Annotated in this window: 27 protein-coding genes and 1 tRNA gene; 12 read left to right on the forward strand and 16 right to left on the reverse strand. The window is 67.7% G+C overall.

The window, feature by feature from the left end; genetic code table 11:
- Positions 1-4: 4 nt before the first annotated feature.
- Positions 5-1264 carry a PQQ-dependent sugar dehydrogenase gene (locus AACZ75_RS11765; RefSeq protein WP_339873047.1) on the reverse strand — a complete coding sequence of 420 codons (1260 nt, stop codon included), beginning with the start codon at positions 1262-1264 and terminating at the stop codon, positions 5-7.
- A 194-nt stretch (positions 1265-1458) separates the two neighbouring features.
- Between AACZ75_RS11765 and AACZ75_RS11770 the strand changes: the two genes are divergently transcribed.
- Positions 1459-1535, forward strand: a tRNA-Met gene (locus AACZ75_RS11770).
- 88 nt (positions 1536-1623) lie between these two features.
- A complete protein-coding gene (locus AACZ75_RS11775) occupies positions 1624-1944 on the forward strand; it encodes a hypothetical protein (protein WP_339873048.1) in 321 nt (106 codons plus the stop codon).
- Positions 1945-1971: 27 nt separating this feature from the next.
- Here AACZ75_RS11775 and AACZ75_RS11780 read toward each other — a convergent pair whose 3' ends face one another.
- A complete protein-coding gene (locus tag AACZ75_RS11780; RefSeq protein WP_339873049.1) occupies positions 1972-2598 on the reverse strand; it encodes a TlpA disulfide reductase family protein in 627 nt (208 codons plus the stop codon).
- Here AACZ75_RS11780 and argH point away from each other — a divergent pair.
- Genes argH through lysA form a run of 3 tightly spaced genes read left to right on the forward strand, consistent with a single transcriptional unit; the run spans position 2597 to position 5523 of the window.
- The gene (gene argH, locus AACZ75_RS11785; RefSeq protein WP_339873050.1) at positions 2597-4018 is read left to right on the forward strand and encodes an argininosuccinate lyase; all 1422 of its coding nucleotides are present in this window, start codon (positions 2597-2599) and stop codon (positions 4016-4018) included. The genes AACZ75_RS11780 and argH overlap by 2 nt on opposite strands.
- Positions 4015-4239, forward strand: coding sequence for a hypothetical protein (locus tag AACZ75_RS11790; protein ID WP_339873051.1), 225 nt, complete (start codon positions 4015-4017; stop codon positions 4237-4239). Before argH ends, AACZ75_RS11790 begins: the two co-directional genes overlap by 4 nt.
- A gap of 3 nt (positions 4240-4242) precedes the next feature.
- Positions 4243-5523, forward strand: coding sequence for a diaminopimelate decarboxylase (lysA, locus tag AACZ75_RS11795; protein WP_339873052.1), 1281 nt, complete (start codon positions 4243-4245; stop codon positions 5521-5523).
- A 9-nt stretch (positions 5524-5532) separates the two neighbouring features.
- On the opposite strand, the gene AACZ75_RS11800 is transcribed toward lysA, so the two are convergent.
- The 3 genes from AACZ75_RS11800 to AACZ75_RS11810 form a co-directional block, all read right to left on the reverse strand.
- A complete protein-coding gene (locus tag AACZ75_RS11800) occupies positions 5533-6654 on the reverse strand; it encodes an acyl-CoA dehydrogenase (RefSeq protein WP_339873053.1) in 1122 nt (373 codons plus the stop codon).
- A gap of 152 nt (positions 6655-6806) precedes the next feature.
- The gene (locus AACZ75_RS11805; RefSeq protein WP_339873054.1) at positions 6807-7991 is read right to left on the reverse strand and encodes an acyl-CoA dehydrogenase family protein; all 1185 of its coding nucleotides are present in this window, start codon (positions 7989-7991) and stop codon (positions 6807-6809) included.
- A gap of 211 nt (positions 7992-8202) precedes the next feature.
- Entirely contained in the window at positions 8203-8460 is a 258-nt protein-coding gene (locus tag AACZ75_RS11810; protein WP_339873055.1) for an Lrp/AsnC ligand binding domain-containing protein, read from the reverse strand.
- A 143-nt stretch (positions 8461-8603) separates the two neighbouring features.
- On the opposite strand from AACZ75_RS11810, the gene AACZ75_RS11815 reads away from it, so the two are divergent.
- On the forward strand, positions 8604-9395 hold the full coding sequence (locus AACZ75_RS11815) for an alpha/beta hydrolase (RefSeq protein WP_339873056.1): 792 nt from the start codon (positions 8604-8606) through the stop codon (positions 9393-9395).
- 143 nt (positions 9396-9538) lie between these two features.
- On the forward strand, positions 9539-10210 hold the full coding sequence (locus AACZ75_RS11820) for a bifunctional 4-hydroxy-2-oxoglutarate aldolase/2-dehydro-3-deoxy-phosphogluconate aldolase (RefSeq protein WP_339873057.1): 672 nt from the start codon (positions 9539-9541) through the stop codon (positions 10208-10210).
- Positions 10211-10271: 61 nt separating this feature from the next.
- Here the strand turns inward: AACZ75_RS11820 and AACZ75_RS11825 are convergent, their stop codons facing one another.
- The 4 genes from AACZ75_RS11825 to AACZ75_RS11840 all read right to left on the reverse strand — a co-directional run bounded on the left by AACZ75_RS11825 (position 10272) and on the right by AACZ75_RS11840 (position 15067).
- On the reverse strand, positions 10272-13139 hold the full coding sequence (locus AACZ75_RS11825; RefSeq protein ID WP_339873058.1) for a pitrilysin family protein: 2868 nt from the start codon (positions 13137-13139) through the stop codon (positions 10272-10274).
- Between the two features lie 92 nt (positions 13140-13231).
- A complete protein-coding gene (locus AACZ75_RS11830) occupies positions 13232-13993 on the reverse strand; it encodes an NYN domain-containing protein (protein WP_339873059.1) in 762 nt (253 codons plus the stop codon).
- 54 nt (positions 13994-14047) lie between these two features.
- Entirely contained in the window at positions 14048-14683 is a 636-nt protein-coding gene (locus AACZ75_RS11835) for a hypothetical protein (RefSeq protein ID WP_339873060.1), read from the reverse strand.
- Between the two features lie 141 nt (positions 14684-14824).
- On the reverse strand, positions 14825-15067 hold the full coding sequence (locus AACZ75_RS11840; protein WP_339873061.1) for a hypothetical protein: 243 nt from the start codon (positions 15065-15067) through the stop codon (positions 14825-14827).
- 67 nt (positions 15068-15134) lie between these two features.
- Here AACZ75_RS11840 and AACZ75_RS11845 point away from each other — a divergent pair, with 67 nt between their 5' ends.
- A complete protein-coding gene (locus tag AACZ75_RS11845; protein WP_339873062.1) occupies positions 15135-15533 on the forward strand; it encodes a very short patch repair endonuclease in 399 nt (132 codons plus the stop codon).
- 98 nt (positions 15534-15631) lie between these two features.
- The gene (locus AACZ75_RS11850) at positions 15632-16699 is read left to right on the forward strand and encodes a DNA cytosine methyltransferase (RefSeq protein WP_339873063.1); all 1068 of its coding nucleotides are present in this window, start codon (positions 15632-15634) and stop codon (positions 16697-16699) included.
- On the opposite strand, the gene AACZ75_RS11855 is transcribed toward AACZ75_RS11850, so the two are convergent.
- From AACZ75_RS11855 to AACZ75_RS11880, 6 genes are all read right to left on the reverse strand, one after another.
- Positions 16696-17562: an NgoMIV family type II restriction endonuclease gene (locus AACZ75_RS11855; RefSeq protein WP_339873064.1), complete on the reverse strand. Its 867-nt coding sequence runs from the start codon at positions 17560-17562 to the stop codon at positions 16696-16698. The genes AACZ75_RS11850 and AACZ75_RS11855 overlap by 4 nt on opposite strands.
- Positions 17563-17619: 57 nt before the next feature.
- Entirely contained in the window at positions 17620-17814 is a 195-nt protein-coding gene (locus tag AACZ75_RS11860) for a hypothetical protein (protein WP_339873065.1), read from the reverse strand.
- Positions 17795-18346, reverse strand: a complete 552-nt coding sequence (locus AACZ75_RS11865) for a hypothetical protein (protein WP_339873066.1) — start codon at positions 18344-18346, stop codon at positions 17795-17797. The genes AACZ75_RS11860 and AACZ75_RS11865 overlap by 20 nt, the downstream gene beginning before the upstream one ends.
- A 9-nt stretch (positions 18347-18355) precedes the next feature.
- Positions 18356-19021, reverse strand: a complete 666-nt coding sequence (locus AACZ75_RS11870; RefSeq protein ID WP_339873067.1) for a hypothetical protein — start codon at positions 19019-19021, stop codon at positions 18356-18358.
- Positions 19022-19652: 631 nt separating this feature from the next.
- Positions 19653-19853 (reverse strand): hypothetical protein, encoded by a 201-nt coding sequence (locus tag AACZ75_RS11875; protein ID WP_339873068.1) that lies wholly within the window; start codon positions 19851-19853, stop codon positions 19653-19655.
- A 272-nt stretch (positions 19854-20125) separates the two neighbouring features.
- Positions 20126-20299: a hypothetical protein gene (locus tag AACZ75_RS11880; protein WP_339873069.1), complete on the reverse strand. Its 174-nt coding sequence runs from the start codon at positions 20297-20299 to the stop codon at positions 20126-20128.
- Between the two features lie 123 nt (positions 20300-20422).
- Here AACZ75_RS11880 and AACZ75_RS11885 point away from each other — a divergent pair, with 123 nt between their 5' ends.
- Both AACZ75_RS11885 and AACZ75_RS11890 read left to right on the forward strand, forming a co-directional pair.
- Positions 20423-21664, forward strand: coding sequence for an HlyD family efflux transporter periplasmic adaptor subunit (locus tag AACZ75_RS11885; protein ID WP_339873070.1), 1242 nt, complete (start codon positions 20423-20425; stop codon positions 21662-21664).
- Complete coding sequence (locus AACZ75_RS11890) at positions 21625-23772, forward strand: peptidase domain-containing ABC transporter (protein ID WP_339873071.1); 2148 nt, start codon at positions 21625-21627, stop codon at positions 23770-23772. The genes AACZ75_RS11885 and AACZ75_RS11890 overlap by 40 nt, the downstream gene beginning before the upstream one ends.
- Before the next feature lie 33 nt (positions 23773-23805).
- Here AACZ75_RS11890 and lepA read toward each other — a convergent pair whose 3' ends face one another.
- Positions 23806-25614 (reverse strand): translation elongation factor 4, encoded by a 1809-nt coding sequence (lepA, locus tag AACZ75_RS11895; RefSeq protein ID WP_339873072.1) that lies wholly within the window; start codon positions 25612-25614, stop codon positions 23806-23808.
- A gap of 228 nt (positions 25615-25842) precedes the next feature.
- Between lepA and AACZ75_RS11900 the strand changes: the two genes are divergently transcribed.
- Positions 25843-26964, forward strand: coding sequence for an efflux RND transporter periplasmic adaptor subunit (locus AACZ75_RS11900; RefSeq protein ID WP_339873073.1), 1122 nt, complete (start codon positions 25843-25845; stop codon positions 26962-26964).
- Positions 26965-26966: the final 2 nt, after the last annotated feature.

Consider the following 26966-nt stretch of genomic DNA (forward strand, 5'->3'; position numbering starts at 1 on the left):
GACGTCAGCTACCGGGGCGGACGGCCAGCCTGACCAGCTTGCCGTCCGCCTCGTCGGTGATGGCCCAGACCGCGCCGTCGGGCCCGACGGCGACGTCGCGGACCCGTTCACCGAGGTCGGTCAGCAGCCGCTCCTCGCCGACCACCCGGTCGTCGCGGATCACCAGCCGGGCGATGTGTTTCTCTTTCAGCCCGGCGACCAGCAGGTTGCCGCGCCAGCCGGGGAACATCGGGCCGTCATAGAAGGTCATGCCGCCCGGGGCGATGACCGGGTCCCAGTAGTAGACCGGCTGTTCGGTGCCCGGGCGCGCCGTCTGCCCGGCCCCGATCGGCGTGCCCCGGTATTCGATGCCATAGGCGGCGTCGGGCCAGCCGTAGTTGGCCCCGGCCCGCTCCCGGTTGAGTTCATCGCCGCCGCGCGCGCCGTGCTCGACCGTCCAGACGGCTCCGGTACCGGGCTGCACGGCCACGCCCTGGGCGTTGCGGTGGCCCAGCGACCAGATTTCCGGCAGGGCCCCGGCCTGGCCGACATAAGGATTGTCGGCGGGTACCGAGCCGTCGGCATGGATGCGGAGGGTCTTGCCCATGTGCGAACCCAGGTCCTGGGCCTGGGGCCGCATCGGCGCGTCGGAGCGCTCGCCGACGGTGATGAACAGGGTGCCGTCCGGGGCGAAGGCCAGGGATGAGCCGAAATGCTTGTCGCCGTCATAGGCCGGCAGGGCCCGGAAGATGACCTGGACGCCCTCGACCCGCGACCCGTCGGCCGACAGCCGGCCACGCGCCACGCTGGTGGCGTTGCCGCCGTCGACCCCGGACCCCGGGCGGGCCTCGGCATAGCTCCAGTAGATCATCCGGTCGGTGGCGAAGCTCGGCCCGGTCACCACGTCCAGCAGACCGCCCTGGCCGCGCGCGGCGACCGCCGGCAGGCCCGCGACCGGCGCGCTGACGGTGCCGTCGGCGCTGATGACGCGCAGTCGTCCCGGCCGCTCGGTCACCAGCCAGCGCCCGTCCGGCATCAGGGCCAGGCCCCAGGGGTGATCGAGCCCGGACGCGATCACGGCATGGGTCATCGCCAGGTCGGTGCGCACGCCCGGGGCCCGGGTCTGGCCGGCGAAGGCCGGCTGCTGGTCCGGCGCATTGGCCGGACGGCTCTCGACCGGCGCGCCGGCCCCGGACAGGGCCCCGTCCTGGGCCCCGTCCTGGGCACTGCAGGCCGCGGCCATGGCGAGGGCGGAGACGGTGACGACAAGACCGATCAGGCGCATGATTTCCACTCTCTTCAGCGGGGCCGGACACCCCGAAACCGCCATGATACCGCGACCATGACCGCCCGTCACGGCAGGACGTCGACCTGTCCGCTCGCCGATAGGCAAGCGACGACTTGAACCCGCGCCCGCGCCTCTATATAGGCACGCCTCTCCCGCCCCGGCCCCGGCCGGTCCGGGGGGCGAGGCATAGTGGCTGGGTAGCTCAGCTGGTTAGAGCGGTGGATTCATAACCCACAGGTCGGCGGTTCAAGTCCGCCTCCAGCCACCATTTCCTCGCACACCCGGAACCGGACGGCGCAACCGTCACCGTTGAGCCGCGTTTACGGTCAAGGTTCAACCTGCTCCGGGAGCATTCCATGACCATTCGCATCACCACCCTCGCCGCCACCGCCGCCCTGGCGCTGGGCCTCGCCGCCTGCACCCCGGCCGAGCAGAACCAGGCCGAGGCCGATACCGAGGCTGCCGCCGACAACACCGCTGACGCCGCCGCGGCTGCCGGCGATCAGATCCAGGAAGGGGCCGCCGCCGCCGGGGAGATCATCGAGGGCGGGGCCATGAAGGCCGCCCAGGCCGTCGAGGCCGGCGCGGGCAAGATGGCCGACAAGCTCGAGGCCAACCAGGCCGAAGCCGCCGCCCAGGGTCGCCCCGGGGCCGCCACCCCCACGCCGCAGCCGTAAACCACCCGCGTCGGCCGGGTCGGGCGTTCAGCCCGGCTCGGCCAGCAGGGCATCGACCAGCGCCCGCGCCTCGGCACTGCTCCAGTCGGCCTCGCCGGCAAAGGCGGCACGGATACGGCCCCTGCGGTCCAGCAGGATGGTCTGGGGCATCTTGCCCTTGCCCGGAAACACGAACGGCAGGCGGAATTCCGGGTCGTTGTAGAACGGCAGCGGTTCATGCACGTCGATGAAGCTGGTGGCGTCGGCGATCGAGTCGGGCCCGGTGTCGACATTGACCGGCAGCACCACCAGATCGCGCCCGGCATAGAGCTCGGCCAGCCGGGCCAGGGTCGGCATCTCGGTCCGGCACGGGGCGCACCACATGGCCCACAGATTGACCACCACCACCTTGCCGCGGAATTCCGCGAATCCAACGGCACCGCCGTCGCGGGCCTTGAAGCCGTGATCCGGGGCCATGACCAGCACGCCCGGGGTCTCCAGCCGGGCCAGCGGCCCCCGGGCGAAACGGGCCAGATCGCTCTTCGGGGCCTCAACCGCGACCGGGCCTTTGAAGACAGCGGTCCTGTTGGCGTATAGCAGGGCTCCACCGCCGATCCCGAGGATCAGCACCGCCGCCGCCGCCAACGTCCATCCCGCCTTCTTCGAGCCGCTCATGTCCACCTCGTCCGACGCCCCGACCCCTGCGGACCGTGCCCAGGGACAGACCCTATGGGGCGGGCGCTTCAACGCCAAGCCCGCGGCGATCATGCAGGCCATCAATGTCTCGATCGGCGTCGACCAGCGCCTGTGGCAGCAGGACCTGGCCGGCTCACGCGCCCATTGCCGCATGCTGGAGAAACAGGGGATCATCGCGCCCGCCGACGCCGCCGCCATCCTGTCCGGCCTCGACACCATCGCGGGCGAGATCCGCGACGGCAGCTTCCCGTTCCGCGACGCCTATGAGGACATTCACATGAATGTCGAGGCGCGGCTGGCCGAGCTGATCGGCGAGCCGTCCGGGCGTCTGCACACGGCCCGCTCGCGCAACGACCAGGTGGCCACCGACTTCCGTCTGTGGGTGCGCGACGCCTGCGACCGCACCGTCGACCAGTTGCAGGGCCTGCAGCGGGTGCTGCTGGCCCGGGCAGACCAGCATGCCGCCGACCTGATGCCGGGCTTCACCCATCTGCAGACGGCGCAGCCGGTGACCTTCGGCCACCATCTGATGGCCTATGTCGAGATGTTCGGCCGCGACGCCTCGCGCTTCGCCGACGCCCGCAAACGCATGAACGAGAATCCGCTGGGGGCCGCCGCCCTGGCCGGATCGCCCTTCCCCGTGGACCGCCACATGACCGCCGCCGAACTGGGCTTCGACCGGCCGATGGGCAACAGCCTCGACGCGGTTTCCGATCGGGATTTCGCGCTGGAAAGCCTGGCCGCCGCCACCATCTGCGCCGGCCACCTGTCGCGCCTGGCCGAGGAGATCGTCATCTGGATGACGCCGATGTTCGGTTTCGCCACCCTGCCCGACGACCTGACCACCGGCTCGTCGATCATGCCGCAGAAGCGCAATCCCGACGCCGCCGAACTGGTCCGGGCCAAGACCGGCCGCATCCTCGGCTCGTTCGTCGCCCTCAGCACGGTGATGAAGGGGCTGCCGCTGGCCTATTCCAAGGACATGCAGGAGGACAAGCCGCCGGTTTTCGAGGCCTTTGACGCCCTCGACCTGGCCGTGGCGGCGATGACAGCCATGATCGGCGTGATCCAGCCCCACACCGAAAACATGCGCGCCGCCGCCGGGGCCGGCTTCTCGACCGCCACCGACCTGGCCGACTGGCTGGTGCGCGAACTCAACCTGCCGTTCCGCAAGGCCCACCATGTGACCGGGGCGGCGGTGAAGCGGGCCGAGGCCCTGGGCGTGGATTTGTCGCAACTGCCGCTGGCCGAACTGCAATCGCTTGAAGCGGGCGTGACAGAAGCGGTTTACAAGGTGCTCACCCCTGAGGCTTCCTGTGCCAGCCGCCAGAGTTTCGGGGGCACAGCGCCGGAACAGGTCCGTGCGCGCATCGCCGAATGGAAGACGCGCCTGTCATGACCAGACTGCTCCTGTCGGGCGCGATCGCCCTCATCGTCGTTTCCGCCGCCGGGTGCGGCCGCATGGCCGACCTCGAGGCCCCGCCGGCCCGCAAGACCGAACGGGCCCTGCCCGACGCCCGCGGTCCGACCCCGACCGAGCCGGCCACGGTCTACCGCCCGCCCAGCCAGCTGCCGATCGACGGCGGCACCACCGGCAATCCCTATGACGGACCCCGCTAGGCCTTGCATCATTTCGACCTGAAGGCCGGGAGCCTGCACGCCGAGGGCGTGTCGCTCGAAAGCGTGGCCGAGGCGGTCGGCACCCCCGTCTACGTCTATTCCAGCGCCACCCTGCGGCGGCACTACGGCCTGCTGCGGGATGCCGCCAACGCCTGGCCCGACGCCCTGGGCGAGGCCCTGATCGCCTATGCGGTCAAGGCCAACAGCAATCTGTCGGTGCTGGCCACCCTGGCCCGGCTGGGCTGCGGGGCCGACACCGTGTCCGAGGGCGAGATCCGCCGCGCCCTGGCCGCCGGCATCCCGCCCGAACGGATCATCGTCTCGGGCGTGGGCAAGACCGACGCCGAACTGGCCTTCGCCATCGACAGCGGCGTGCGCCAGATCAATATTGAGTCCGCGGTCGAGCTGGACCGGCTGATCGCCGTGGCCGCGGCCCGGTCCGCCACTCCGGCCATCGCCATCCGCGTCAATCCCCGCATCGGTGCCGGCGGTCACGCCAAGATCACCACCGGCGGCGATACGGACAAGTTTGGCGTGCCGGTCGCCGAGGCCCTGGACCTCTACGCCCGCGCCGCCGCCTCGCCCCATGTGACCCCGGTCGGCCTGGCCTGTCACATCGGCAGCCAGATCACCGACCTGGCCCCGCTGGAGGCCGCCTTCCGGGTGCTGCGCGACATGACCCTGAGCCTGCGCGGCCAGGGGCTGACGGTCAGCCGTCTCGATCTGGGCGGTGGTCTGGGCGTGCCCTATGTCGGTGGCCAGAGCGATCCGCCGTCCCCGGCCGCCTATATGGCCATGGCCGCCCGCGTGCTGGACGGCCTCGGCGTCGAGGCGGCGTTCGAGCCCGGCCGTCTGCTGGCCGCCAATGCCGGGATCCTGCTCAGCCGCGTCATCCAGATCAACCAGCGCACCGACGGCCGCCGCTTCCTGGTGCTGGATGCGGCCATGAACGACCTGATGCGCCCGGCCCTGTACGACGCCTGGCACGAGGTGGTGCCGGTGCGGCCGCGTCCGGGCGACGCCCGCCCGCACGACATCGTCGGCCCGGTCTGCGAGACGGGTGACACCTTCGCCCGCGACCGCCCCCTGCCGCCGCTCGAGGCGGGCGATCTGGTCGCCTTCATGGGGGCCGGGGCCTATGGCGCGGTGATGGCCAGCGAATACAACAGCCGGCCGCTGGTGCCCGAGGTGCTGGTCGACGACAGTCGCTGGGCCGTGGTGCGCGAACGCCCGTCCTACGAACAGATGCTGGACCGCGAGCCGAAGGCCGACTGGCTCCAGTAGCCCTGGGCGTCAGTAGCCCTGGGCTCGGGCCAACCGGTCAGCATGAAAGCCGGCGTCGCCCAGCAGTTCGTTCAGCACCCGCACCCGTTTCATGAACAGGCCGACGTCGTATTCGTCGGTCATGCCGACGCCGCCGTGCATCTGCACCGCCTCCTGCACCGCCAGTTCGGCGACGCGCCCGGCCTTGGCCTTGGCCACCGAGACGGCCAGACCGGCGTCCTCACGCCCGGCGTCGAGACGCTGCAGCGCCCCCATCACCGCGGCCCGCGCCAGTTCGATCTCGGTGAACAGATGCGCCGCCCGGTGCTGCAGGGCCTGGAACTCGCCGATCGCCTTGCCGAACTGTTTGCGGGTTTTCAGATAGGCCAGCGTGGTCTGGAAGGCCTGGTCCCCGGCCCCGGTCAGGGCGGCCGCGGCGCAGGCCCGGCCCAGGTTCATCGCCCCCTCCAGCAGGGCCTCGCCACCGTCCACGGCCCCGATCACCGCATCGGCGTCGACCATGACATCGGTCAACGTCACCCGCGCCGCATTGTGGGCGTCGACCATGACGGTGCGTTCGATCGCGACGCCCGCCGTCTTCGGATCGACCAGGAACAGGGTCAGGCCGTTTTCGGTCAGGGCCGCCACGATCAGGGCGTCGGCGACATGGCCGTCCAGCACAAAACCCTTGGCCCCGTTCAGTTTGAAGCCATTGCCCGAACGCTGGGCCGTCGTCGTCCATTTCGACGGGGCGTGTTTGCCGCCCTCGTCGATCGCCAGCGCCAGCATGGCCTCGCCCGCGGCGATGCGCGGCAGCCAGGCGGCCTGCTGCTCGGCCGAGCCGCCGTCGATCAGCACCTTCGCCGACAGCACGCCCGAGCCCATGAACGGCGACGGCGTCAGGGTCCGGCCCAGCGCCTCGGCCACCACCCCCGCCTCGACCGCGCCGAGGCCCGAGCCGCCGTGTGCCTCGGGGATGATCACCCCGGCAAAGCCCATCTCGCCAAAGGCCCGCCACAGGTCGCGCGAAACGCCGTCGGCATCCCGGGAGTCGCGCAGCTTGCGCAGGTGGGCGATCGGCGCGTGTTCACTGAGGAAGCCGTCGGCGGCGTCCTTCAGCAGGGTCTGCTCTTCGGTCAGGATCAGGGGCATTTCATCTCCTCCGGTGTCGGGGGCCCGCCCCTCCACCACTTCGTGGTCCCCCTCCCCACTGGCGTGGGGAGGAGACGTTGCTCGGTCCGTCTCCTCCCTGTCGCGACGCGATGGGGAGGTGGCGCGGCGCGCTTGCGCCGTGACGGAGGGGCCTACGCCCCCGGCAGCTGCAGCAGATGCTTGGCGATGATGTTCAGCTGCACCTCGCTGGTGCCGCCCTCGATGGAGTTGGCCTTGGTGCGCAGCCAGTCGCGCGCGGCCTTGCCGTCCTTCGAGCGCTCGCCCTCCCATTCCAGGGCGTCGGAGCCGCCGGCGGCCATGGCCAGTTCGTGGCGGCGCTTGTTCAGCTCGGAGCCGTAGTATTTCAGCATCGAGGCGATGGCCGGGCTGACCTGTCGGGCCTTCACCTGGTCCCCGACCCGCTCCATCGACAGGTGGAAGGCCGCCAGGTCGACCTCCAGCTCGGCGATGCGCGCCCGCAGCATGGGATCGTCCAGCCGGCCCTCGTCATCGGCCCCGATCGCGTCCGCGGCCACCTGGCCCATCGGCCGGCCGCCGCCGATCGCGCCCATGGCCCCGATCATGGTGCGCTCGTGCGCCAGCAGATATTTGGCCACGTCCCAGCCGCGGTTCAGCGTGCCGACGAGGTTCTCCTTCTCGACCCGCACGTCGTCGAGGAAGGTCTCGCAGAAGGGCGACTTGCCGCTGATCAGGGTGATGGGTTTGGTCGAGACGCCCGGGGTGGCCATGTCGAACAGGACAAAGGAAATGCCGAGGTGTTTGGGGGCCTCGGGATCGGTACGCACCAGACAGAAGATCCAGTCGGCCTTGTCGGCATAGGAGGTCCAGACCTTCTGGCCGTTGACGATCCAGTGGTCCCCGTGATCGACCGCGCGGGCCTGCAGCCCGGCCAGGTCAGAGCCTGCGCCCGGCTCGGAATAGCCCTGGCACCAACGGATCTCGCCGCGCACGATTTCGGGCAGGAAGCGCTTCTTCTGGGCCTCGGTGCCGAACTGCAGCAGGGCCGGACCCAGCATCCAGACGCCGAAACTGGTCAGGGCCATCTGGGCGTCGATGCGGCGCAGCTCCGAGGCCAGCACCTTGGCCTGTTCGCGCGACAGGCCGCCGCCGCCGTATTCGGACGGCCATTCCGGCGCGGTCCAGCCGCGCGCACCCATCCGCTCCATCCAGAGCTTGTGGGCCGGGGTGCGGAACACCGGGTTGCGGCCGCCCCAGACCCGGTCCTCGTCGCTCTCGACCGGCCCGCGACACTCGGCCGGGCAGTTGGCCTCCAGCCAGGCGCGTGTCTCGGCGCGGAAGGTTTCAAGATCGGTCATGGGCGCTCTCCTGTCCGTCCGGGACGATAGCAGCGATTCACAGGTGACGCTGCGTCAGCGTCTCCTCCCCGTGGCGAAGCCGTGGGGAGGGGGACCGCGAAGCGGTGGAGGGGCTGTTGAAGCCGCTCGATCGCGTGTGAAGCGGCATCCCCTCCGTCACGGCGCAAGCGCGCCGCGCCACCTCCCCATCGCTTCGCGACAGGGAGGAGACTCACTGTCCGCCGGGCAGGAAGGGCGAGAAGGTGATGACGGTGAAGGTGTCGCGGATATGCGGCCGGGTCTGAACGACCCTGGTGACGAAGGTGCCGATGTCCTCGTCCTTGTGCAGGTTGAACTTGGCCAGCAGGTCGTACTGGCCCGAGGTCGAATAGCATTCCGAGACCTTGTCGACATTGTCGACGATGTCGGCCGCCACGTCGTTGGCGTGACCCAGCTCGCATTTGATGAAGACGAAGATGGCGGTCATCATGGCGGGGGGCTCCGGAGCGGCAGGAAGTAGGGCTTAGGTCTTAGGGCTTAGTCCGCTCTCCGGCCAGAGGCCAAGCTCATCCCTGCTTCCTAAGCCCTAAGCCCTAACCCCTACGCCCTTCACACCAGCCCTGAAGCCCCACGATGTCCCTCGAAGCCGAATACAATAACCGCGCCCTCGTGCCCGACCATCCGGCGGTGATGCAGGGCTGGCGCGACGCCGCCGAGGCCGCGCGCGCCGCCACGCCGCCGCTGGCGATCGCCTATGGTCCCGGCCCGCGCGAGGTGATGGACCTGTTCGAGGCCGGGCCGGATGCGCCCGTCGCCGTGTTTCTGCATGGTGGCTACTGGCAGGCCCTGGACAAGGACTGGTTCAGCGGGATCGCCCCGGCGTTCCTGGCCCACGGCGTCAGCCTGGCCATTCCGTCCTACGACCTGTGCCCGGAGGTGCGGCTGGGCCGGATCCTGCGTCAGGTCCGCGCGGCGGTCGAGGCCATGCGCGCCCGCAGCGGCACCCGCCCGGTCGTCTTCGGCCATTCCGCCGGGGGGCATATGGCCGCCTGTATGCTGAGCGAGGGTCGGGCCGCCGCCGCCGTCGCCATCTCGGGCGTGTTCGACCTGGCCCCGCTGATTTCGACCTCGCTGAACGATGCCCTGGCCCTGGACGCGGCCGAGGCCGCGGCCCTGTCGCCGATCCACTGGCCGGTACCCGACGGCTCGACCCCCGGCGGGACGGTGCTGGACTGCGTCGTGGGCGGCGACGAGAGCGCCGAATTCCTGCGCCAGTCGAGGATGATGGCCGAGTTGTGGGGCGGCCGGGGCGTCGAGACCCGCTATGACGCCCTGCCCGGCCGCAATCATTTCACCGTGCTGGACCCGCTGTTCGATGCGGACAGCGCGCTGGTGCGGCGGATCGTGGCGCTGGTGAAACAATAAGTTCCGCCCGACCCGGCGAATAGCGGGTTCGGGCGCTTTCGTTATCCGGGCGGGTTGGGATAGTCATGGTGCGCGGTCGATCCGACCGGTCGTCCACCAAACCGGGTCCCGGACTTCGCCGGGATGAACGGAAAAGAAGCCCCATGCGCCACGATCGCCTCACCGTCCTGACTGCCCTCGAAAGCCAGGGCGTGGTTCCGGTCTTCTATCATCCGGACCCGGAGGTCTGCCTCAACGTCATCCGCGCCTGCGCCCGTGGCGGGGCACCGGCCGTGGAGTTCACCAACCGCGGCGACTTCGCCCACGGCCTGTTCACCGGTCTGGCACAGGAATTCGCCCGCACCGATCCGGACATCATCCTCGGCGTCGGCTCGATCGTCGACGCCCCGACCGCCGCCCTGTTCATCGCCTCCGGCGCACGGTTCATCGTCAGTCCGGTCCTCAGTGCCGAGATGGCGCGGCTGTGCAACCGCCGCATGATTGCCTATTCGCCCGGCTGCGGTTCGGTGACCGAGATCTCGACCGCCCAGGAACTGGGCTGCGACATCGTCAAACTGTTTCCCGGCGCGTCGGTCGGCGGCCCGGACTTCGTCAAGGCGGTGCTGGGCCCGATGCCCTGGTCCAGGATCATGCCGACCGGCGGGGTCGACCCCGACGCGGCCTCGATCGCCAAATGGTTCGGCAGCGGCATCGTCGCCGCCGGCATGGGCTCGAAACTGATCACCGACGCCGCCATCCAGGCGCAGGACTGGGCCGGGATCGAGGCCCAGGTGCGCCAGACGGTCGACGCCATCGCCGCGTTCCGGGCGGGATAATCCTCCCCCACCGGGGGAGGGGGACCGCGCCTTCGGTGCCGGGAGGAGGCTGGAGCGGGCTCTACAGCCCCAGGGTCGGGCTGTTCAGATCGACCTCGGCCGCCGGAATCACCACCAGGTCCGGATGGGCCGCGCGCAGGGCGTCGATGAACTGCGCCGAATCCCCGACCACCACCACATAGGCCCGGGCCGGATCGACCCGCGTCGCCGCCGCCGCCAGACTGGCCGGGGTGGTGGCGCGGATCCGCTCGGGATAGGCGACGATCTCGGTCAGGGGCAGGCCGTACTGGACCGCCTCGGCCAGCACCCCGCCGAGGCCGGCGGTGGTCTCGAGCGCCCGTGAATGCCCGCCGGTGATGAAGGTCTCGCGATCGGTCACGGCGGTGTCGCTGACCGGCTCGGCGGTCAGCCGGGTCATCTGGGCCAGCACCAGGTCGACGACCTCGGCCGCGCTCTCGTTCTTGGTCTGGGTCGAGGCGGTCAGCAGGCCGCCGTCGACGCGCGCGCCCAGTGACGAATAGGCCCCGTAGCTGAGGCCGCGCTTGGCCCGCACCTCCTGGAACAGATAGCCGCTCTGGCCGCTGCCCATCACCGCATTGGCGACAGCCAGCGGATACCAGTCATCGCTGGCGCGCAGCGGCGCGCGCACGGCCGCCGTCACCGCCGCCTGGCCCGCGCCCGGCATGTCGACCACCACCACGCGCGGCGGCCGCACCGGCCCGGCCCGGTCGACGATCACCGGCACCGGCGCGGCCGGACGGTCCCAGCCGCCCAGCGCCTGCTCGGCGAAGGCGAAGCCCTGGTCGGCGCTCATGGCCCCGGTGACGATCAGGGTCGCATTGTCGGGTCGCCAGAAGGCCTGGTGATAGCCGACGATCTGGTCGCGGGTGATCCGGGCCAGACTCTCGACCGTGCCGTCGCCGGGCACGCCATAGGCCGCGTCACCATAGGCGATCCGGTCCAGCACCGCCGCGGCCAGCGGCCCGGGCTGGCGCATCGCCACCCGCTGGCCGTTGATGGCGCGGGTGCGGGTGCGCTGCAGTTCCTCGGCGGCGAAGGCCGGGCGCTGCACCACATCGGCCAGAACCGCCCCGACCTGCTGCGCCGAGGCGACCGGGGTCGAGACGAACAGGGTCGTGGAATCCGCCCCCGCCCCGCCGCCGATGTCGGCCCCCAGGGCCTCGAGCAGCCGGGCCTGTTCCGGGGCCGAACGCCCGCCCGCCCCCTGGCTGGACAGGGCCGCCGTCAGCTGGGCCAGGCCGGCGCTGCCGGCCGGATCGGCCGCCGCCCCGCCACCGATCACCAGCCGGGCGTTCATGATCGGCAGGTCGGTCGATTTCGCCACAATGACGCGCAGGCCGTTGGCCAGCACCCGTTCGGCGATCACCGGCGGCGTCACCGCCCGCGGCTCGGACGGGGCCGGCGGGGCCATGCGCTGGTCCTCGGGCAACAGGGCATTGGCGGTGCGGATCGCCGGCGGCACGGTCAGGAACACCGGCATCGGGGCCGGATTGCGCCAGCTGTCCTCGGCCACGCCCTCGGGCCGCTGGCTCTCGTCCAGATAGCGGGCCGTGACCCGGGCCTGATCGACCAGATATTTGCGCGCCACCCGCTGCACATCGGCGGCGGTCACGGCCTGGACGGCCCGCAGGTGCGCGTCGGGGGCGGCGGGATCATGTTCGGCGACCAGGGCCCGGCCGAGGATGAAGGCCCGGCCCGCGGCCGTCTCGCGCTGGCGCAGGTCCGAGGCGAGGATTTCGGTGCGGGCCTCGGCCAGTTCGGCCGCGGTGACCGGCGCGGTGCGGATCCGGTCCAGCTCGGCGTCGAGCGCCGCCTCGACCGCGGCGATGTCCTGGCCCTGGGCCACGGTGGCGGTGACGGTGATCGAGCCGTCCTCCTCCATCGAACTGACGCCGAAGCCGGCATTGACCGCCAGCTGGCTGCGATAGACCAGGGCCTGGTACAGGCGCGAACTGTCGCCGCGCGACAGGATGGCCTGCAGCACGTCGAGGGCGGCATTGTCCGGATCGGCGGCATGGGTGCCCGGATACATCAGGGCCACCGCCGGCAGCGGCACATTGGGGGCATAGGCGACGACCTGGCGCGGCGCGGTGCGCGGCGGCGACACCGGCCGCTCCAGACGCGGCACCGGCCGGTCCGGATTGTCGATCCCGGCAAAATACCGGTCGACCCAGACATCCAGCTGGGCCGGATCAAAGGCCCCCGAGACGATCATCGTCGCCGTGGCCGGCCGGTAATAGGCCTCATGAAAGGCGCGGGCGTCGTCCAGCGTCGCCGTGTCCAGCTCCTCCAGCGAGCCGATCACGCTGCGGCGATAGATCGACTGGTCGAAGGCATTGTCGCCGATCACGAACCGCCCCAGCCGGCCGTAGGGCGGGGCCAGTACCCGCTGGCGCAGCTCTTCCTGAACGATCGAACGCTCGGCCTCGAAGGTCGCCTGGTCGACCACCGGCCGCGCCATCCGCTCGGCATGGGTCCACAGGATGGTCTCCAGATACTGGGGCGGCACCGTCTCGTAATAGTTGGTGAAATCCTGGCTGGTCGAGGCGTTGCGCGAGCCGCCGACGTTCTCGACGATGGTCGAGATCTGGCCGTAGGGCAGGTTGACGGTCTTGCGGCTGAGGATGTGTTCGAACAGGTGGGCGAAGCCGCTGCGGCCCTGCGGATCGTCCTTGCCGCCGACGTCGTACCACAGGGTCACCGTCACCGTGCCGGCCGTCGCGTCGGGCATGGCATAGACGTCCAGCCCGTTGGCCAGTTCGCGGTGGCTATAGACCAGCGGCGGCACCGCGATCGGGGCGACGGCGGGCGCGGCGAGCTGGGCCTGGGCCAGGGCCGGGGCGGCCAGCGTCAGGACGGACAGGGAGACCCCCAGCAGGGCGGCGCGGGTCAGGCGGAAACGGGTCATCGGCGGCGGCTCCGGAACAACGGGAGCCAGACCCTAGCAGCCCCCCTTCCGGGCGATAGTTACGACGCCGTAATGTCGGTCAGGCCCCGCCGTTACGCCTTGTCGCGCACCCGCATGGCCCCGCCGGCCCCCGCCTGGACCTCGAACCGGCCGGTGGCGCGGATCAGGTCCGACAGCTTGGCATAGCCATAGGTGCGCTGGTCGAAATCGGGGTGGGCATTCCTCAGCCGGTTGCCGATGCCGCCGAACGGCACCCAGCCGTCGCCGTCCTCGTCCATGTCGGCGATGACCGCCGCGATCATGCGCGTCGCCTCGGTCGGCTTGCGCTTGCCCGCCGTCGGGGCCGCCGCCGTCGCGCCCTTGCCGCCCGAGGCCGCCGCCGTCTCGCTGACCGGGGCGCTCAGGTTCTCGGTATAGATGAAGCGGGTGCAGGCCTGGCGGAAGCTCTCGGGCGTCTTCTGTTCGCCGAAGCCGTAGACATCGACCCCCTCCTCGCGGATGCGCGACGCCAGCCGGGTGAAGTCGGCGTCGGATGACACCAGGCAGAAGCCGTCGAACCGGCCCGAATGCAGCAGGTCCATCGCATCGATGACCAGGGCGATGTCGCCTGAATTCTTGCCCTTGGTATTGGCGAAATTCTGCTGCGGCTGGATGGCATAGCGGGCCAACACCTTGGTCCAGCCCTGGATCTGGGCGCTGGCGAAATCGCCATAGATGCGCCGGGCCGAGGCCTCGCCCAGGGTGGCGATCTCGGCGAACAGCGACTCGGCGATCCGGGCCGAGGCGTTCTCGGCGTCGATCAGCACGGCCAGACGCGGGGCGCGCGGATTGAGAAAGGCGGCATCGGCAGGCATGGGCGGGCTTTCCGTCTGTTGGATGCGCCAGACTCGGCCTGCCCGGCCGCCGGGTCAATCCTCCGTGTCGCGCCCGCCCGCGTCGCCGGGCGCGAACCCGCCGTCGCCGGCCGCCGCCGCCCGCTCCCCGGCCGCCATATCCGCGTTCATGGCCAGGATCCGCTGCAGCAGGTCCGCGCGCAGCTGGTCCTCCTCGGCCGCGTCCAGCCGCGGCTCGCCCTCACGATCGCCGTCCGCCGCCGCCGTGCGCCGTTCGGCCAGCCGCGTATAGACCTCGGCCAGACCGGCCAGGGTGCGGGCCTCGGTCCACAGCTGCCCCCGCATGGCCCGGCCCGAGGCCAGCACCGCCGCCCGCGCCAGTTCGCCGGGATCCCCGGCCGCCGCATCCTCGCCCGGGTCGGTCGCGAACAGCCGCGCCGCCTTCGCCTCCGGGGTATTGGCCCGCGCCTTCGCCAGCTCGGCCTCGCGCAGCACGGCCTGGGTGATGGCCTGACTGTCGCCCCAGTCCCGCTTGGTCGAGTCGTGCATGGTGATCCGCTTGCGCACCGCGTGCTGCGACACCCGCCATTTCAGCGCCAGCTCGCGCGCCGTCGCCCCCTCGCGATACTCCTTCAGGATCAGTTCCCACGTCGCCGTCGACAGGCGGTAGTGGGCGGGGCGGTCGGACGGGGGCGGCACCAGATCGGTCATCACATCCGACAGTCTAACCCGGCCCCGGACCGTGCGCGGTCAATCGCCGGAACCGCCCCGAAAACCCCGGTCACAGCAGGACTCGGGGGGCGACACACAATGCCCCCGCCGCCGCCCGTGCCGGTTGCGGGCCCCGGCCGCTCAGTCGAAGATTTCGGGCAGCTGTCCGGCCCTGAAGAGGAGGGCCGGCGTCTCGTCATAGTCGCCCGGTTCGGTATCGGCCGAGACCGAAAACGCCACCACCCCCAGCCGCAGCGGCGCCAGCCGCCCGGCCTTGCGCCGGGCCTCCTCCGCGTCCCGGCACCCCACCTGCGGCCCGGCCGTCAACGCCCCGCCGCGCCCGGCCACCCAGGTCTGCAGGATATAGACGGTTTCACTGGCCATGGGCGGGAGTGGGGGCGGGGTCAAGGGGAAGCTTGGAGCCCTTGGTGCGGCCTGTTAAATTCCACGAGTGAAACCGCTCAATGCTCGAACGACGGCCGCTATGTCCAAGGTTAGACAGTCGCGAACCGCTCCTGAAGAACAAGTCGCCGCCACTCTTCGGCAAATGGGCGTTTCCTATCGCCGGAACGTGAAATCTCTGCCGGGGAAACCGGACTTTGCGAATCAATCCAAACGATGGACCATTCAGGTCCACGGTTGCTTCTGGCATCAACACGACTGTAAACGCGGAACAGTGCCGAGCCATAACCAAGAGGATTGGGTCGCGAAATTCGCTCGCAACAAAGCGCGAGATATAGCCGTAGAGGCGTCGTTACGTGGTCTCGGTCTGCGGGTCCTGACGTTGTGGGAGTGCGAGACCAACAATTCCGATCAGCTCCGACAAAGATTGAGTACCTACTTGTGGTAGGTTACCCTTGCTTCACCCACAATCTGTAGGCTGTAGCCGATTGACAGCCCCACAATGTTCGCGTTTTGTTTGCTGACCATTCCTTCTCGAGGCGATCCATGACTCTGCGCCTAATTGATCTGTTCAGCGGCGCAGGTGGCATGAGCCTAGGGTTCTGCGACAAGCAATTTTGCGGTGGATTCACGACGGTCTTGGCGCTCGATAACGACGCCGCCGCGGTCAAAACTCACGAACTAAATTTTCCCGGCCGCGCCGTTCAAGCGAACATCGAGGAATGGCTGCTGAACAACGAGGTCCCACAGGCGGATGTCGTGATCGGCGGGCCACCCTGCCAGGGGTTCAGTCTCCTGAACAAGAAGCGCGACGGAGACGCACGACGTGCGCTGTGGGAGCCCTTCATCGAAATCGCCGAGCGCTCAGGCGCGCGCGTTTTTGTCATGGAAAACGTCGCGGAGCTCTACCGGTCACCGGAACGGCAGTTGATCGAAGCCAAGGCTGCTCAACACGGATTTCAAACCCAAGCCGCGATCCTGAACGCAGCAGACTACGGCGCGCCGCAGACCCGAAAGCGCACAATCATCCTGGGCTGGCGCGAAGCGAACAACCTCCCGAGCTTCCCCCCGCTGGCGTCTCACGCGGATCCGAAATTGAAGGTCAATCTGCCCCGCTGGCGGACGGTGCGCGACGTGATCGGCGACCTGCCCGCCAAGACCGTGGGTATCGAGATCGGCTCGCGGCCGACTCTGAATCTTCACTTCGGACGGACGCCGACGGCGAAAAGCCTCGAGCGCTACGCGGCTGTGCCCCCGGGCGGCAACCGTTTCGACCTCCTAACCAACCGACCCGACATCACACCCGACTGCTGGGTCCGCAAGACCAGTGGCGGCACCGACTTGTTCGGCCGTCTATGGTGGGACCGGCCGTCAGTCACAATTCGGACGGAGTTCTACAAGCCGGAGAAGGGCCGCTATCTGCACCCCGAGGCGAACCGTCCGATCAGCCATCGAGAAGCAGCGAGGCTTATGGGTTTCCCGGATGACTTCAGGTTCTACGGAACAAAGATCGAGGTCGCGCGCCAGATCGGCAATGCTGTCCCACCGAACTTGGCGGGGGCGCTCGCACGGGTTGTCAGAACAATTCTGAAACCCCAGGCATTGGCAGCCTAGATTGCGAGATCAAAAGGTAAGTCAGCAATATCTCTAAGTCTCCGCCCCTCGATTAACGTTTCCAGCAGCTCAAGCCCGGCCGCCGCACTCTTGACCGATGAACCGGACGCGAAAGCTGAGTATCGCCGTGTCGCTTCGTGCAACTCAGGCAAGGCGATGTGATAGACGCAATCTATATCGCCAGTCCCGAGCGCCAGTGAAGATATCCTACCAGCGGTAGGTTCCGCCGTTACCAGCGCGATGTGAGGAAGCTTTCCCTTGCGGTTCCTGATGAGATTAAGGGCCTCGCTCCTCGCGTTCTGGGCGCGATCGGAGCGGAGTGTGAACTTACAAGACACACTGGCGTGCAAGGTCGGGCGGACCTGGTTTTCTGCGAATAAAGGAGTGTAACGGGCGGTGTAGGCTGTCGACTTCACTCCGGAAAGACCAGCGTCCTTGATGCTGGTCGGTTCGCGATAAATCACTACGTCTGGTTGGATAATGTAATCCATGCCAAACGCGATCTTGATCTCTCGCCTTTCGCTGGCTAGTCGCACAATTTCGGCTAGGTGCTCATATTGGTCGAAATCACTGACGCGACGTTTTCTTCCAACAACAAAGTTGCCGCAGCGAACCAGAGCTAGTTTCGGAAAAACAGCTTCTACATAGTCGCCGACGCCTTGCTCGAACAAACTACCCGCCGCTTGTCCCGCTAGTTTTGGACGAGGATCGAGTGGAGCTATTTGCTCCAACATAGTTTTGGCGATCCAGACGCTCGCGACGCTATCCTTATCAGCGATGCTTGGCACGCCTGTTGGCGATACGCTCAGAACGCCTTGGGCAATGAGCCTTTCGAGTAGGCGTTGTCGCTCGTTGATTTCCATATCCACCTAACATTGCGGGAGGTCACAAGATCGAGCAACTTGAAATCGCGACAGTAGTCAATCGTCATCCATCTTCAGCGCCGCGATGAAGGCTTCCTGCGGGATCTCGACCTTGCCGAACTGGCGCATCCGCTTCTTGCCGGCCTTCTGCTTCCCCAGCAGCTTCTTCTTGCGGGTGGCGTCGCAACCGTAGCATTTCGAGGTCACGTCCTTGCGCAGGGTGGGGCCTGACCTAGCCCAGAAATACCGCATCCAGCGCCAGATGCAGCGCGATCGCCAGCGCGACGCCCAGCGCCAGCCGCTCTCGGTTGTCGGTCCGCCCCTGAACCGCGAACAACAAGGCGGTCAGCCCGCCATGCACGATCACGCCGAAGCCGAACTCCGCGGCGATATAGGCCGCATCGGCCGCGACGAACCACGGGGCGGTTATTCCGGAGTCGGCCAGCGCCACGCGGGCCTTGTCTATCCCCAGCCAATTGGTGGTCTCCAGCAGGCCGAACAGGGTCCCGACCGCGATCACGACATGTCGCCGCCTGAGGTGCCGCGGGCGGCGCGTGACCATCCACCAGCGCACCCATTCCTCGGGCAGCACGACCAGGGCCAGGGTCAGCGGCATCCAGCCGATCGCCACCCCCAGCAGCGTCAACGGAAAGACCACGGCGACCGTGATCGCCAGACTCTTCAGCAGATAGCGGGCGGGGATACCGGCCTTCCGCCAGTACAGGGCCGAGGCCGCGTACAGGATCAGGACAACGGTCGCGTACAGCGCAAGGTCGTGCGGCAAACCGGTCGGTCAGCGCTCGGCGGAGCTGAACATCTGTTCCACCGACCCGCCGTTCTCCTGAAGCACGGCCTCGACCCGTTTTCGGCTCTGATAATAGAACAGGGCCGGCGTCCGGCGGTCTTCGGCCACCAGCGTGGCCGCCGCTTCGTCGGACAGGGTGCTCGAACCGGCCACGTGGTCACAGTAACCCTCAACGACCCACCGGGGATATGATCTGTCAGCCAGAATGCCAAATTTTGCCCTTATCAGCGCGTGCGTGCGTTCATGGGCAATGACTGCCGAAAGATCCCGCTCACCTGCCGGGCCCGCCCATACCTTGTCACGGGCCAGATTGGACCGGTTGACGACAATGGCCCGGCTGAGCGGCCGCGTCTGGGCAAAGGCCTTCAGGGTCTGGAACGACAGCACGTGCCACCGCCAGCCGCCGTCGGTCAGAAATACTGGATGTGTGAGCACGCCCGGCTCGAAAAGCGCACTTCGGCTCACCAGGGCGTCGGCGCTGTCGATGACGGCCGCGGCAGCATCGGGGATGGGGACGTCCGAGTAAACGGTCGTCTGTCCGATCATCCGAACGTACGGAAACAGCAGCAACTGCGGGTTAAAAAGGCTCGATATGAAAATGGCCGCGATGAGCAAACCTATCAGCCTCAGGGCAATAATCAGCGTTCTGGGCATGCATAATCTCTCCATGATGCGCCCAGCTTGGCTTGGCTTCCCTTCGCCAGTCGCCTGGCGCGCCGGATGTCGCTTCAAACGATTTGAAACCGAGGTTTATGAGGAACGGATCGAATCCAGATTGACACCGCCCAATGCCGGGCACAAACCTCAAGTTGTCTCTACGAGCCACATCGACCCGCGAGCAGCCAGCCTAGCTCCCTGACGGTTCAGCCGGGACAACACAACACGTTGATTGCGTTTGGGAATGACGCGATCATATGCCGGTCCATCACTCACGCAGGCAGTAGGTTTGACAAAATGATCAAGACAGCACATCGCAACCCATGGACGAACCCCGGCCTCATTGGTCTAGTGACGGCGACAATAGTGATTCTGGGTGCAACCGCCTACTGGGCGTTAACTCTGCACAGCGACAGCAGATACCTGGCGCTGGTGACCGGAGCCTGGACCACAACCATTGCATTCTGGGTCATTTTCATTTCTCGACGGCTCTTAGGCCGCAAGGGATAGATTGTTCGATGGAAACGGACCCCTGACGGGCTAGCCCAAGAACACAACCATTACCTCCAACCCCTTGGAACTCCCGGCGCGAAGCGCCGAGAGTTCTGTTACCCGATGCTTTGATATATCAGTTTGCGGCGGTAGCACCGGCCACGACGACCACGACAGCGATAACGCCGATGGTGACGACGGGGGCGGCGACAAGGGCAACGACCAGCAAACCAGCGGCGACGCTTTGAGCGAAGCTCTCCGCGTCCGCGTCGCCACCACTGACATAGTCCACTTCTTCAAAGCTCAATTCACGCACGTCCATCGCTAAAGCCGTCATGGCTTCCTCCATCATCTATTGGTTGAAGTGTGCGATCCGGATCGCATCCCGAAGGTTGCAGAGAACCCTCGCTCCCGCAAGTTGTATAATTCGATCGCTCCCGTCGAAATAACGGTTGGTTCACTCTCCCAGCGGACGAGTGTTCGAAGGCTTTTGATCTTGCTCAGCAAAAACCCCGGCTCGGATGAGCCGGGGCTTCTTCAGTGGGAACGATTTCAAAACGTGGGTGGCGGCGGACGATCGGCGACAGTCCCGGCCCGGACCGCTGCTCTCTAATTCGGTATCGTCGGCTCATTGTCACCGCCGTAAGGACCCGTGCCCGTCGGGAACGGCTGTCCGTTCGCCGGCCAGCCGAGGTCCGGAACGGGCAGGTCAATGCCGCCGCCGGCGACGGAGGAGACCTCATCCCACGACAATTCATGCACGTCCAAAGCTAAAGCCGTCATGGCTTACTCCATCATTTACAGTTGAAATGCGTGATCCGGACCGCAACTTCAGGATTGTCTCGCTGAGGACATCCTGTCAACCTGTAGATTGAACTATCTTCCCTTTTTACGAGACTCTCCTCTTTGTCCGACCTGTTCCGTAAGGAAGCCATCATCCATGCCACCCGCCGACTCGCCGGCGAGGTCATTCTGGCCACTTCCATCTCCTCCCGTGTGCTCGCCGGCCTGATGGTTGCGGTGGTTCTGGGGGGCGCGACCTTCGCCTCCACCGCCTCCTATGCGCGCAAGGAGACCGTCGCGGGCTGGCTGACGCCGAGGGCGGGCATGATCCGACTGACGGCGCGCCAGGGCGGCGTGGTCACCGCCATCCATGTTCGCGAAGGCGATGTCGTCGATGTCGGTCAGCCGGTCGCCACCCTGACCCTGTCCTCGGCGCTGGAGGCCGGCGACAGCTTCGTGGCCCTGTCGGAAAGTCTGGCGGCCCAGGGCACGGCGGCACGGGCCCGGGCCGCCGCGAACCAGGCCAGTCTGCGGGCTGAACAGCGCCAGATGGTTGAACGCCGCGCCGCCCTGCAGCGGGAACTGGCCGAGACCCGACACCGCATCGACCTGCAGGCTCAACGACTGGCACTGGCCCGCGCCGAGGTGACGCGCGCCGAGACGATCGCCGCCCAGGGCTTTCTGCCGCGGCGGGAGCTGGAGGCCCGACGCTCGGCGGCGCTGGCGGTCGAACAGCAGGCGTCAGAGCTGTCGGCCCAGGCCCTGACCTATCAGCGCGAGATTGGTGAAGTCAGCGCCCGCCTCGCCGCCATCCCCATCGACCTGCGCGCCGCCAGCGCCGAGGCTGCGTCAGTCCGGGCGGGTCTGGACCAGCAGGCGACCCAGACCGAGGCCCAGGCGACCTATATCGTGGTCGCCACCGTGGCGGGCCGGATCGCCGCCCTGCCCGTCGACACCGGCCAGACCGTCGCGCCGGGCGCGGCTGTGGCCGTCCTGACCGCCGGCGACTCGCCGCTTGAAGCCGAACTCTATGCCCCGTCCCGCGCCGCCGGGTTCGTGCGCGAAGGTCAGGAGGTCCGGCTGATGTACCAGGCCTTTCCGCACCAGAAATTCGGCACCGGCGAAGGCACTGTGACGTCGGTGTCCCGGACGGTTCTGGCCCCGGCCGAGGTCGCCATTCCCGGTCTGCAGGTTCAGGAGCCGGTGTTTCGGGTCCGGGTCCGGATGAAGCAGGACAGCGTGTCCGCCTATGGTCAGACCGTGCCGCTCCAGCCCGGAATGCTGCTGACGGCCGATGTGGTCATCGATCGCCGCAGCCTGCTCGAATGGCTGCTGGATCCCCTGTACGCCGCCGGACGCCGTTGATGAATTCGCTTGCTGACCTGAATTTCTCGCGACGCCGTCGACTGCCGGTCATCCAGGGGGCCGAGGCGGCCGAATGCGGCCTGGTGTGCATGGCCATGATCGCCCGCTACCACAGCCATGACGTCGATCTGAACGGCCTGCGTCAACGTTTCTCCCTGTCGATGTCGGGCGCCACCCTGCGCAGTATCATGGGGCTGGCCGACGGTCTGGGTTTCGCGCCGCGCGCCCTGCGGGTGGAGTTGTCCGCGCTCGACAAGGTTCTACTGCCGGCCATCCTGCACTGGGACCTGAATCATTTCGTGGTGCTGAAGTCGGTCAGCAACGGCAAGGCCGTGATCCACGATCCGGCGGCCGGGGCCCGCACCTACTCGCTGGACGACCTGTCCAAACATTTCACCGGGGTGGCGCTGGAGCTGACACCGTCGGACACCTTCGAAAAGGTCACCGCCCGCGCGCCGATCAAACTGACCAGCCTGTGGTCACGCATGGTCGGATTCTGGCCGGCCTTCTTCCAGATCCTGGGCCTGTCGGTCGCGCTGCAGATCGCCGCCTTCGCCATGCCGTTCCAGATGCAGCTGGTGGTGGACGAGGGCATCTTCCGCGCCGACCGCGACCTGCTGACGGTGCTGGCCATCGGCTTCGGGGCGCTGGTGATCATCCAGGCGACGATCGAGGCCCTACGCGCCTGGGCGCTCCAGGTCTTCGGCCAGATGCTCAGCTTCCAGATGGTCGGCAATCTGGTGCGGCATCTGATGCGGCTTCCGACCGACTGGTTCGAGAAGCGCCACGTCGGCGACATCCTGTCCCGCATCGGCTCGGCCACGGCCATCCAGGATGTGCTGACGCGCGGGGTCATCGCCGCCATCATCGACGGCCTGATGGCCGTGGTCGCGATCATCATCATGCTGCTGTATTCGCCGACCCTGACCGCGGTTGTGGTCGGGGCGGTGGCCATCAATCTGGCACTGGCCTTTTCCGTGTTCCCGGCCCTGAAGGCCCGGACCGAGGAACAGATCATCGAGACCGCGCGCGAACAGTCGCACATCATGGAGACGGTCCGGGCCGCGACCACGATCAAGGTGATGGGACGCGAGGCCGAGCGCGAAAGTTCCTGGCGCAACCTCTACGCCAACGCCATCAATGCGGCGGTCTCGGTTAGCAAATTCCAGATCTCCCTCAGCTTTACCCAGGGGCTGATCACCGGCCTGCAGACGGTGCTGGTAATCTATCTCGGTGCACGCACAATCGTCGCCGGCGACGGCTTCTCGGTCGGCATGCTGTTCGCCTTCCTGTCGTTCCGGCAGACCTTCACCGACCGGGCCAACGCCCTGATCAACCAGGCCATCCAGTTCAAATTCCTGACCCTGCATCTCGACCGTCTGGCCGACATCGTTACCGCCGAGGTCGAGACCTCATCGGCCGCCGCCCCGCCGCGGCTCGAGGTTCGCGGCAGTATGGACCTGAGCGATATCGGCTTCCGCTACGGGGCCGCCGATCGCCCCATTCTTGACGGCCTGAACCTGACCGTCGAACCGGGCGAGTTCCTGGCCATCACCGGAGCCTCGGGGGGTGGCAAGACCACCCTGCTGAAACTGATGCTGGGCCTGCGCCATCCGACGGAGGGGGCGATCACCCTCGACGGCCAGACCGCGACGCCCGACCTGTGGCGCGCCTGGCGGGAACAAGTCGGGGTTGTTGCCCAGGACGACCGGCTGCTGTCCGGCACCATCGCCGACAACATCGCCTTCTTCGACCCGGACCTCGACATGACCCGCGTGCAGCAGGCCGCCTATGCCGCCCAGGTGCATGACGATATCGCCCGGATGCCGATGCAGTATCTGTCACTGGTCGGCGACATGGGCTCGACCCTGTCGGGCGGCCAGAAACAGCGCGTCCTGCTGGCCCGCGCCCTGTACCGTCAGCCGCGCATCCTGATCCTCGATGAAGGCACGGCCAATCTGGACGTCCAGACCGAGGAGGTGATCGCCGACCTGATCGCCCAACTGCCGATCACCCGCATCGTGGTGGCACACCGGCCGGCGCTGTTGCAGCGGGCCGACCGGGTGCTGGTAGTGGAGGGAGGGATGCTCTCACCGGCGAAGGTCTAGCGCGGCGGAGGGGGTCAGCGTGGCCTCGTCCCCTCAATCATCATCCATCTTCAGCGCCGCAATGAACGCTTCCTGCGGGATCTCGACCTTGCCGAACTGGCGCATGCGCTTCTTGCCGGCCTTCTGCTTCTCGAGCAGCTTCTTCTTGCGGGTGGCGTCGCCGCCGTAGCATTTCGAGGTCACGTCCTTGCGCAGGGCGCGCACGGTTTCGCGGGCGATGATCTTGCCGCCGATGGCGGCCTGGATCGGGATCACGAACAGATGGGGCGGGATCAGCTCCTTCATCTTCTCGACCATGGAGCGGCCGCGCATCTCGGCCCGGCCGCGATGCACCAGCATCGACAGGGCGTCGACCGGCTCGCTGTTGACCAGGATGTTCATCTTGACGAGGTCGCCCTCGCGATAGTCGCTCAGCTCATAGTCGAAGCTGGCATAGCCCTTGGAGATGGATTTCAGCCGGTCATAGAAGTCGAACACCACCTCGTTCAGCGGCAGCTCATAGATGACCAGGGCGCGGGCCCCGACATAGGACAGTTCGACCTGCTGGCCGCGCCGGTCCTGGCACAGCTTGATCACCCCGCCCAGATAGTCGTCGGGGGTCAGGATGGTGGCCTTGATCCACGGCTCGCTGATGGTCTCGATCTGCATCACATCGGGCAGGTCGGCCGGGTTGTGCAGCTCGATCTCGGAGCCGTCGCGCAGGCCTATTTTATAGACCACCGAGGGGGCGGTCGCGATCAGGTCGAGGTTGAACTCGCGGCTGAGCCGTTCCTGGATGATCTCCAGATGCAGCAGGCCGAGGAAGCCGCAGCGGAAGCCGAAGCCGAGGGCGGCGCTGGATTCCATCTCGAAGGTGAAGCTGGCGTCGTTCAGGCGCAGCCGGCCGATGGCGGCGCGCAGGTCCTCGAAATCGGCGGCATCGACCGGGAACAGGCCGCAGAACACCACCGACTGCACATCCTTGAAGCCCTTGAGCGGTTCGGCCGTGGGCTTCTTCTCGTCGGTGATGGTGTCGCCGACGGCGGCGTCGGCCACCTCCTTGATCTGGCCGGTGAAGAAGCCGATCTCGCCGGGGCCGAGGCTTTCGACCGGGGTGTTCTTGGGCAGGAAGACGCCGACGCGGTCGATCAGATGGGTCGAGCCGTGCTGCATCATCTTGATGCGCTGGCCGGCCCTGAGCGTGCCGTCGAAGATGCGGACCAGCACCACGACGCCCAGATAGGGGTCGTACCAGGCGTCGACCAGCAGGGCCTTCAGCGGTGCACTGGGATCCCCCTTCGGGGCCGGCAGCCGGGTGACGATCGCCTCCAGCACCTCCTCGATGCCGATGCCCGACTTGGCGGAGCACAGCACCGCGTCCGAGGCGTCGAGACCGATCACATCCTCGATCTGCTGGCGCACCCGCTCGGGCTCGGCCGCGGGCAGGTCGATCTTGTTCAGGACCGGGACGATCTCGTGGTTGTTGTCGATGGCCTGGTAGACATTGGCCAGGGTCTGGGCCTCGACCCCCTGGGACGCATCGACCACCAGCAGCGAGCCCTCGCAGGCGGCCAGCGAGCGGCTGACCTCATAGGCGAAATCGACGTGCCCGGGCGTGTCCATCAGGTTCAGGACGTAATCCAGCCCGTCCTTCGCCGTGTAGTTCAGCCGCACCGTCTGCGCCTTGATGGTGATGCCCCGCTCTTTTTCGATATCCATCGAATCAAGAACCTGTGCGCTCATTTCCCGCGCGGTCAGCCCGCCGGTGAATTGAATCAACCGGTCAGAAAGCGTGGATTTTCCGTGGTCTATGTGGGCGACCACGGAGAAGTTGCGAATTCGGTCAATCGGGGGAGTCGGCATGGTCGCGCCGGTAGCACGGCGGGCCGGAAAGGCCAATCCGGGCCATGGCGTGCGAACCCGGCCCGGCCACGGCGACCCTCCATATTACTTCGGCGTAAGAGAGGGCCTGAACGTTTGAGACGCCGGGCCGGACAGGCTATGAGCAGCCTTTATATCCGCCTCCCGTGACCGGAGGCACGACCGGCTCGCCAACGCTCGACGGCGGGTCCCGACAGGGAATATTCAAACTTGGCCAACTCCATTACGGCACTGCGCGTGGCACTGATCGTCGCGACGGCTCTCAGCCTCGCCGCCTGCGGTGGCGAGAAAACAGCCGATGCCGAAGCCAAGGCAGGCGAAGGCGGCAGCAGCCAGACGGTCACCGTGGCCACCGCCGTGCTCGAAAGCCTGCCGCGCACCGTCTCCGCCTCCGGCACCATTTCGGCCTGGGAAGAGGTGCCGGTCGGGGCCGAGACCGGCGGACTGACCGCCACCGGGGTGTACGTCGACGAAGGCAGCTATGTCCGTCAGGGCCAGCCGCTGGTGCAGATGAACGACGCCCTGCTGCGCGCCCAGTTGCGCCAGCAGCAGGCCTCGCTGGAAACGGCGCGGGCCAACGCCGCGCGCGACCAGGCGGCCCTGGGCCGGGCGCAGGAACTGAAGGAAAAGGGCTTCCTCAGCCAGGCCTCGCTGGACACGGCGCTGGCCAACCAGCGCGCCTCCGCCGCGAATATGTCCGCCGCCGAGGCCGCGCTGTCGGAAATCCGCACGCGTCTGTCACAGGCCACGATCAAGGCCCCCGTCTCCGGCCTTGTCATCAGCCGCAACGTCACGCGAGGCCAGATCATCTCGCCCGGGAGTGAACTGTTCCGCATCGTGCGTGACGGCCGCCTGGAACTGGACGCCCAGGTGCCGGAGACCGAGCTCGGCCTGGTCCGTGCCGGCCAGGGTGCCGTGGTCTCGTCGGATCAGGTCGGCGAAACCACCGGCCGAGTCCGTATCGTCACCCCCGAGGTCGACCCCCAGACGCGGCTGGGTATCGCCCGCATCACCCTGACCGGCGGTGGCTTCCGGCCCGGCATGTTCGGCCGCGCCCGGATCGATGTCGGAACCCAGCCCGCGGTGACGCTGCCGACGGCAGCGGTTCTGTATCGGGAGAACCGGGCCGGCGTCTTCATCCTCGACGGTGAGGGCCGCGCGCGCTTTCGGCCCGTGGCCATTGTGAGCCGCAGCAGCGAGCGGACCGCCGTCACGGGCATCGAGGCCGGTGCGCGCATCATTGTCTCCGGTGCCGGCTTCCTGGGTGAGGGTGATCGTGTGCGGGTGGCCCCGGCTGCCGTCGCGGCTACACCCGCCGTCAAGGCCAGCTGAGC

The sequence above is a fragment of the uncultured Brevundimonas sp. genome (assembly GCF_963975535.1).
Lineage (GTDB): Bacteria > Pseudomonadota > Alphaproteobacteria > Caulobacterales > Caulobacteraceae > Brevundimonas.

What these genes read in the sequence shown, in the direction of transcription:
- AACZ75_RS11835 (WP_339873060.1), bottom strand. Translation starts at nt 14,683, where the DNA reads ATGACCGATCTGGTGCCGCCCCCGTCCGACCGCCCCGCCCACTACCGC.
- lepA (WP_339873072.1), bottom strand. Translation starts at nt 25,614, where the DNA reads ATGCCGACTCCCCCGATTGACCGAATTCGCAACTTCTCCGTGGTCGCC.
- AACZ75_RS11890 (WP_339873071.1), top strand. Translation starts at nt 21,625, where the DNA reads ATGGCTGCTGGATCCCCTGTACGCCGCCGGACGCCGTTGATGAATTCG.
- AACZ75_RS11825 (WP_339873058.1), bottom strand. Translation starts at nt 13,139, where the DNA reads ATGACCCGTTTCCGCCTGACCCGCGCCGCCCTGCTGGGGGTCTCCCTG.
- AACZ75_RS11800 (WP_339873053.1), bottom strand. Translation starts at nt 6,654, where the DNA reads ATGCCCCTGATCCTGACCGAAGAGCAGACCCTGCTGAAGGACGCCGCC.
- AACZ75_RS11850 (WP_339873063.1), top strand. Translation starts at nt 15,632, where the DNA reads ATGACTCTGCGCCTAATTGATCTGTTCAGCGGCGCAGGTGGCATGAGC.
- AACZ75_RS11780 (WP_339873049.1), bottom strand. Translation starts at nt 2,598, where the DNA reads ATGAGCGGCTCGAAGAAGGCGGGATGGACGTTGGCGGCGGCGGCGGTG.
- AACZ75_RS11815 (WP_339873056.1), top strand. Translation starts at nt 8,604, where the DNA reads ATGTCCCTCGAAGCCGAATACAATAACCGCGCCCTCGTGCCCGACCAT.
- AACZ75_RS11855 (WP_339873064.1), bottom strand. Translation starts at nt 17,562, where the DNA reads ATGGAAATCAACGAGCGACAACGCCTACTCGAAAGGCTCATTGCCCAA.
- AACZ75_RS11840 (WP_339873061.1), bottom strand. Translation starts at nt 15,067, where the DNA reads ATGGCCAGTGAAACCGTCTATATCCTGCAGACCTGGGTGGCCGGGCGC.
- AACZ75_RS11805 (WP_339873054.1), bottom strand. Translation starts at nt 7,991, where the DNA reads ATGACCGATCTTGAAACCTTCCGCGCCGAGACACGCGCCTGGCTGGAG.
- AACZ75_RS11880 (WP_339873069.1), bottom strand. Translation starts at nt 20,299, where the DNA reads ATGACGGCTTTAGCTTTGGACGTGCATGAATTGTCGTGGGATGAGGTC.
- AACZ75_RS11775 (WP_339873048.1), top strand. Translation starts at nt 1,624, where the DNA reads ATGACCATTCGCATCACCACCCTCGCCGCCACCGCCGCCCTGGCGCTG.
- AACZ75_RS11870 (WP_339873067.1), bottom strand. Translation starts at nt 19,021, where the DNA reads ATGCCCAGAACGCTGATTATTGCCCTGAGGCTGATAGGTTTGCTCATC.
- AACZ75_RS11765 (WP_339873047.1), bottom strand. Translation starts at nt 1,264, where the DNA reads ATGCGCCTGATCGGTCTTGTCGTCACCGTCTCCGCCCTCGCCATGGCC.
- argH (WP_339873050.1), top strand. Translation starts at nt 2,597, where the DNA reads ATGTCCACCTCGTCCGACGCCCCGACCCCTGCGGACCGTGCCCAGGGA.
- AACZ75_RS11875 (WP_339873068.1), bottom strand. Translation starts at nt 19,853, where the DNA reads ATGACGGCTTTAGCGATGGACGTGCGTGAATTGAGCTTTGAAGAAGTG.
- AACZ75_RS11810 (WP_339873055.1), bottom strand. Translation starts at nt 8,460, where the DNA reads ATGATGACCGCCATCTTCGTCTTCATCAAATGCGAGCTGGGTCACGCC.
- AACZ75_RS11830 (WP_339873059.1), bottom strand. Translation starts at nt 13,993, where the DNA reads ATGCCTGCCGATGCCGCCTTTCTCAATCCGCGCGCCCCGCGTCTGGCC.
- AACZ75_RS11860 (WP_339873065.1), bottom strand. Translation starts at nt 17,814, where the DNA reads ATGCGGTATTTCTGGGCTAGGTCAGGCCCCACCCTGCGCAAGGACGTG.
- AACZ75_RS11790 (WP_339873051.1), top strand. Translation starts at nt 4,015, where the DNA reads ATGACCAGACTGCTCCTGTCGGGCGCGATCGCCCTCATCGTCGTTTCC.
- AACZ75_RS11820 (WP_339873057.1), top strand. Translation starts at nt 9,539, where the DNA reads ATGCGCCACGATCGCCTCACCGTCCTGACTGCCCTCGAAAGCCAGGGC.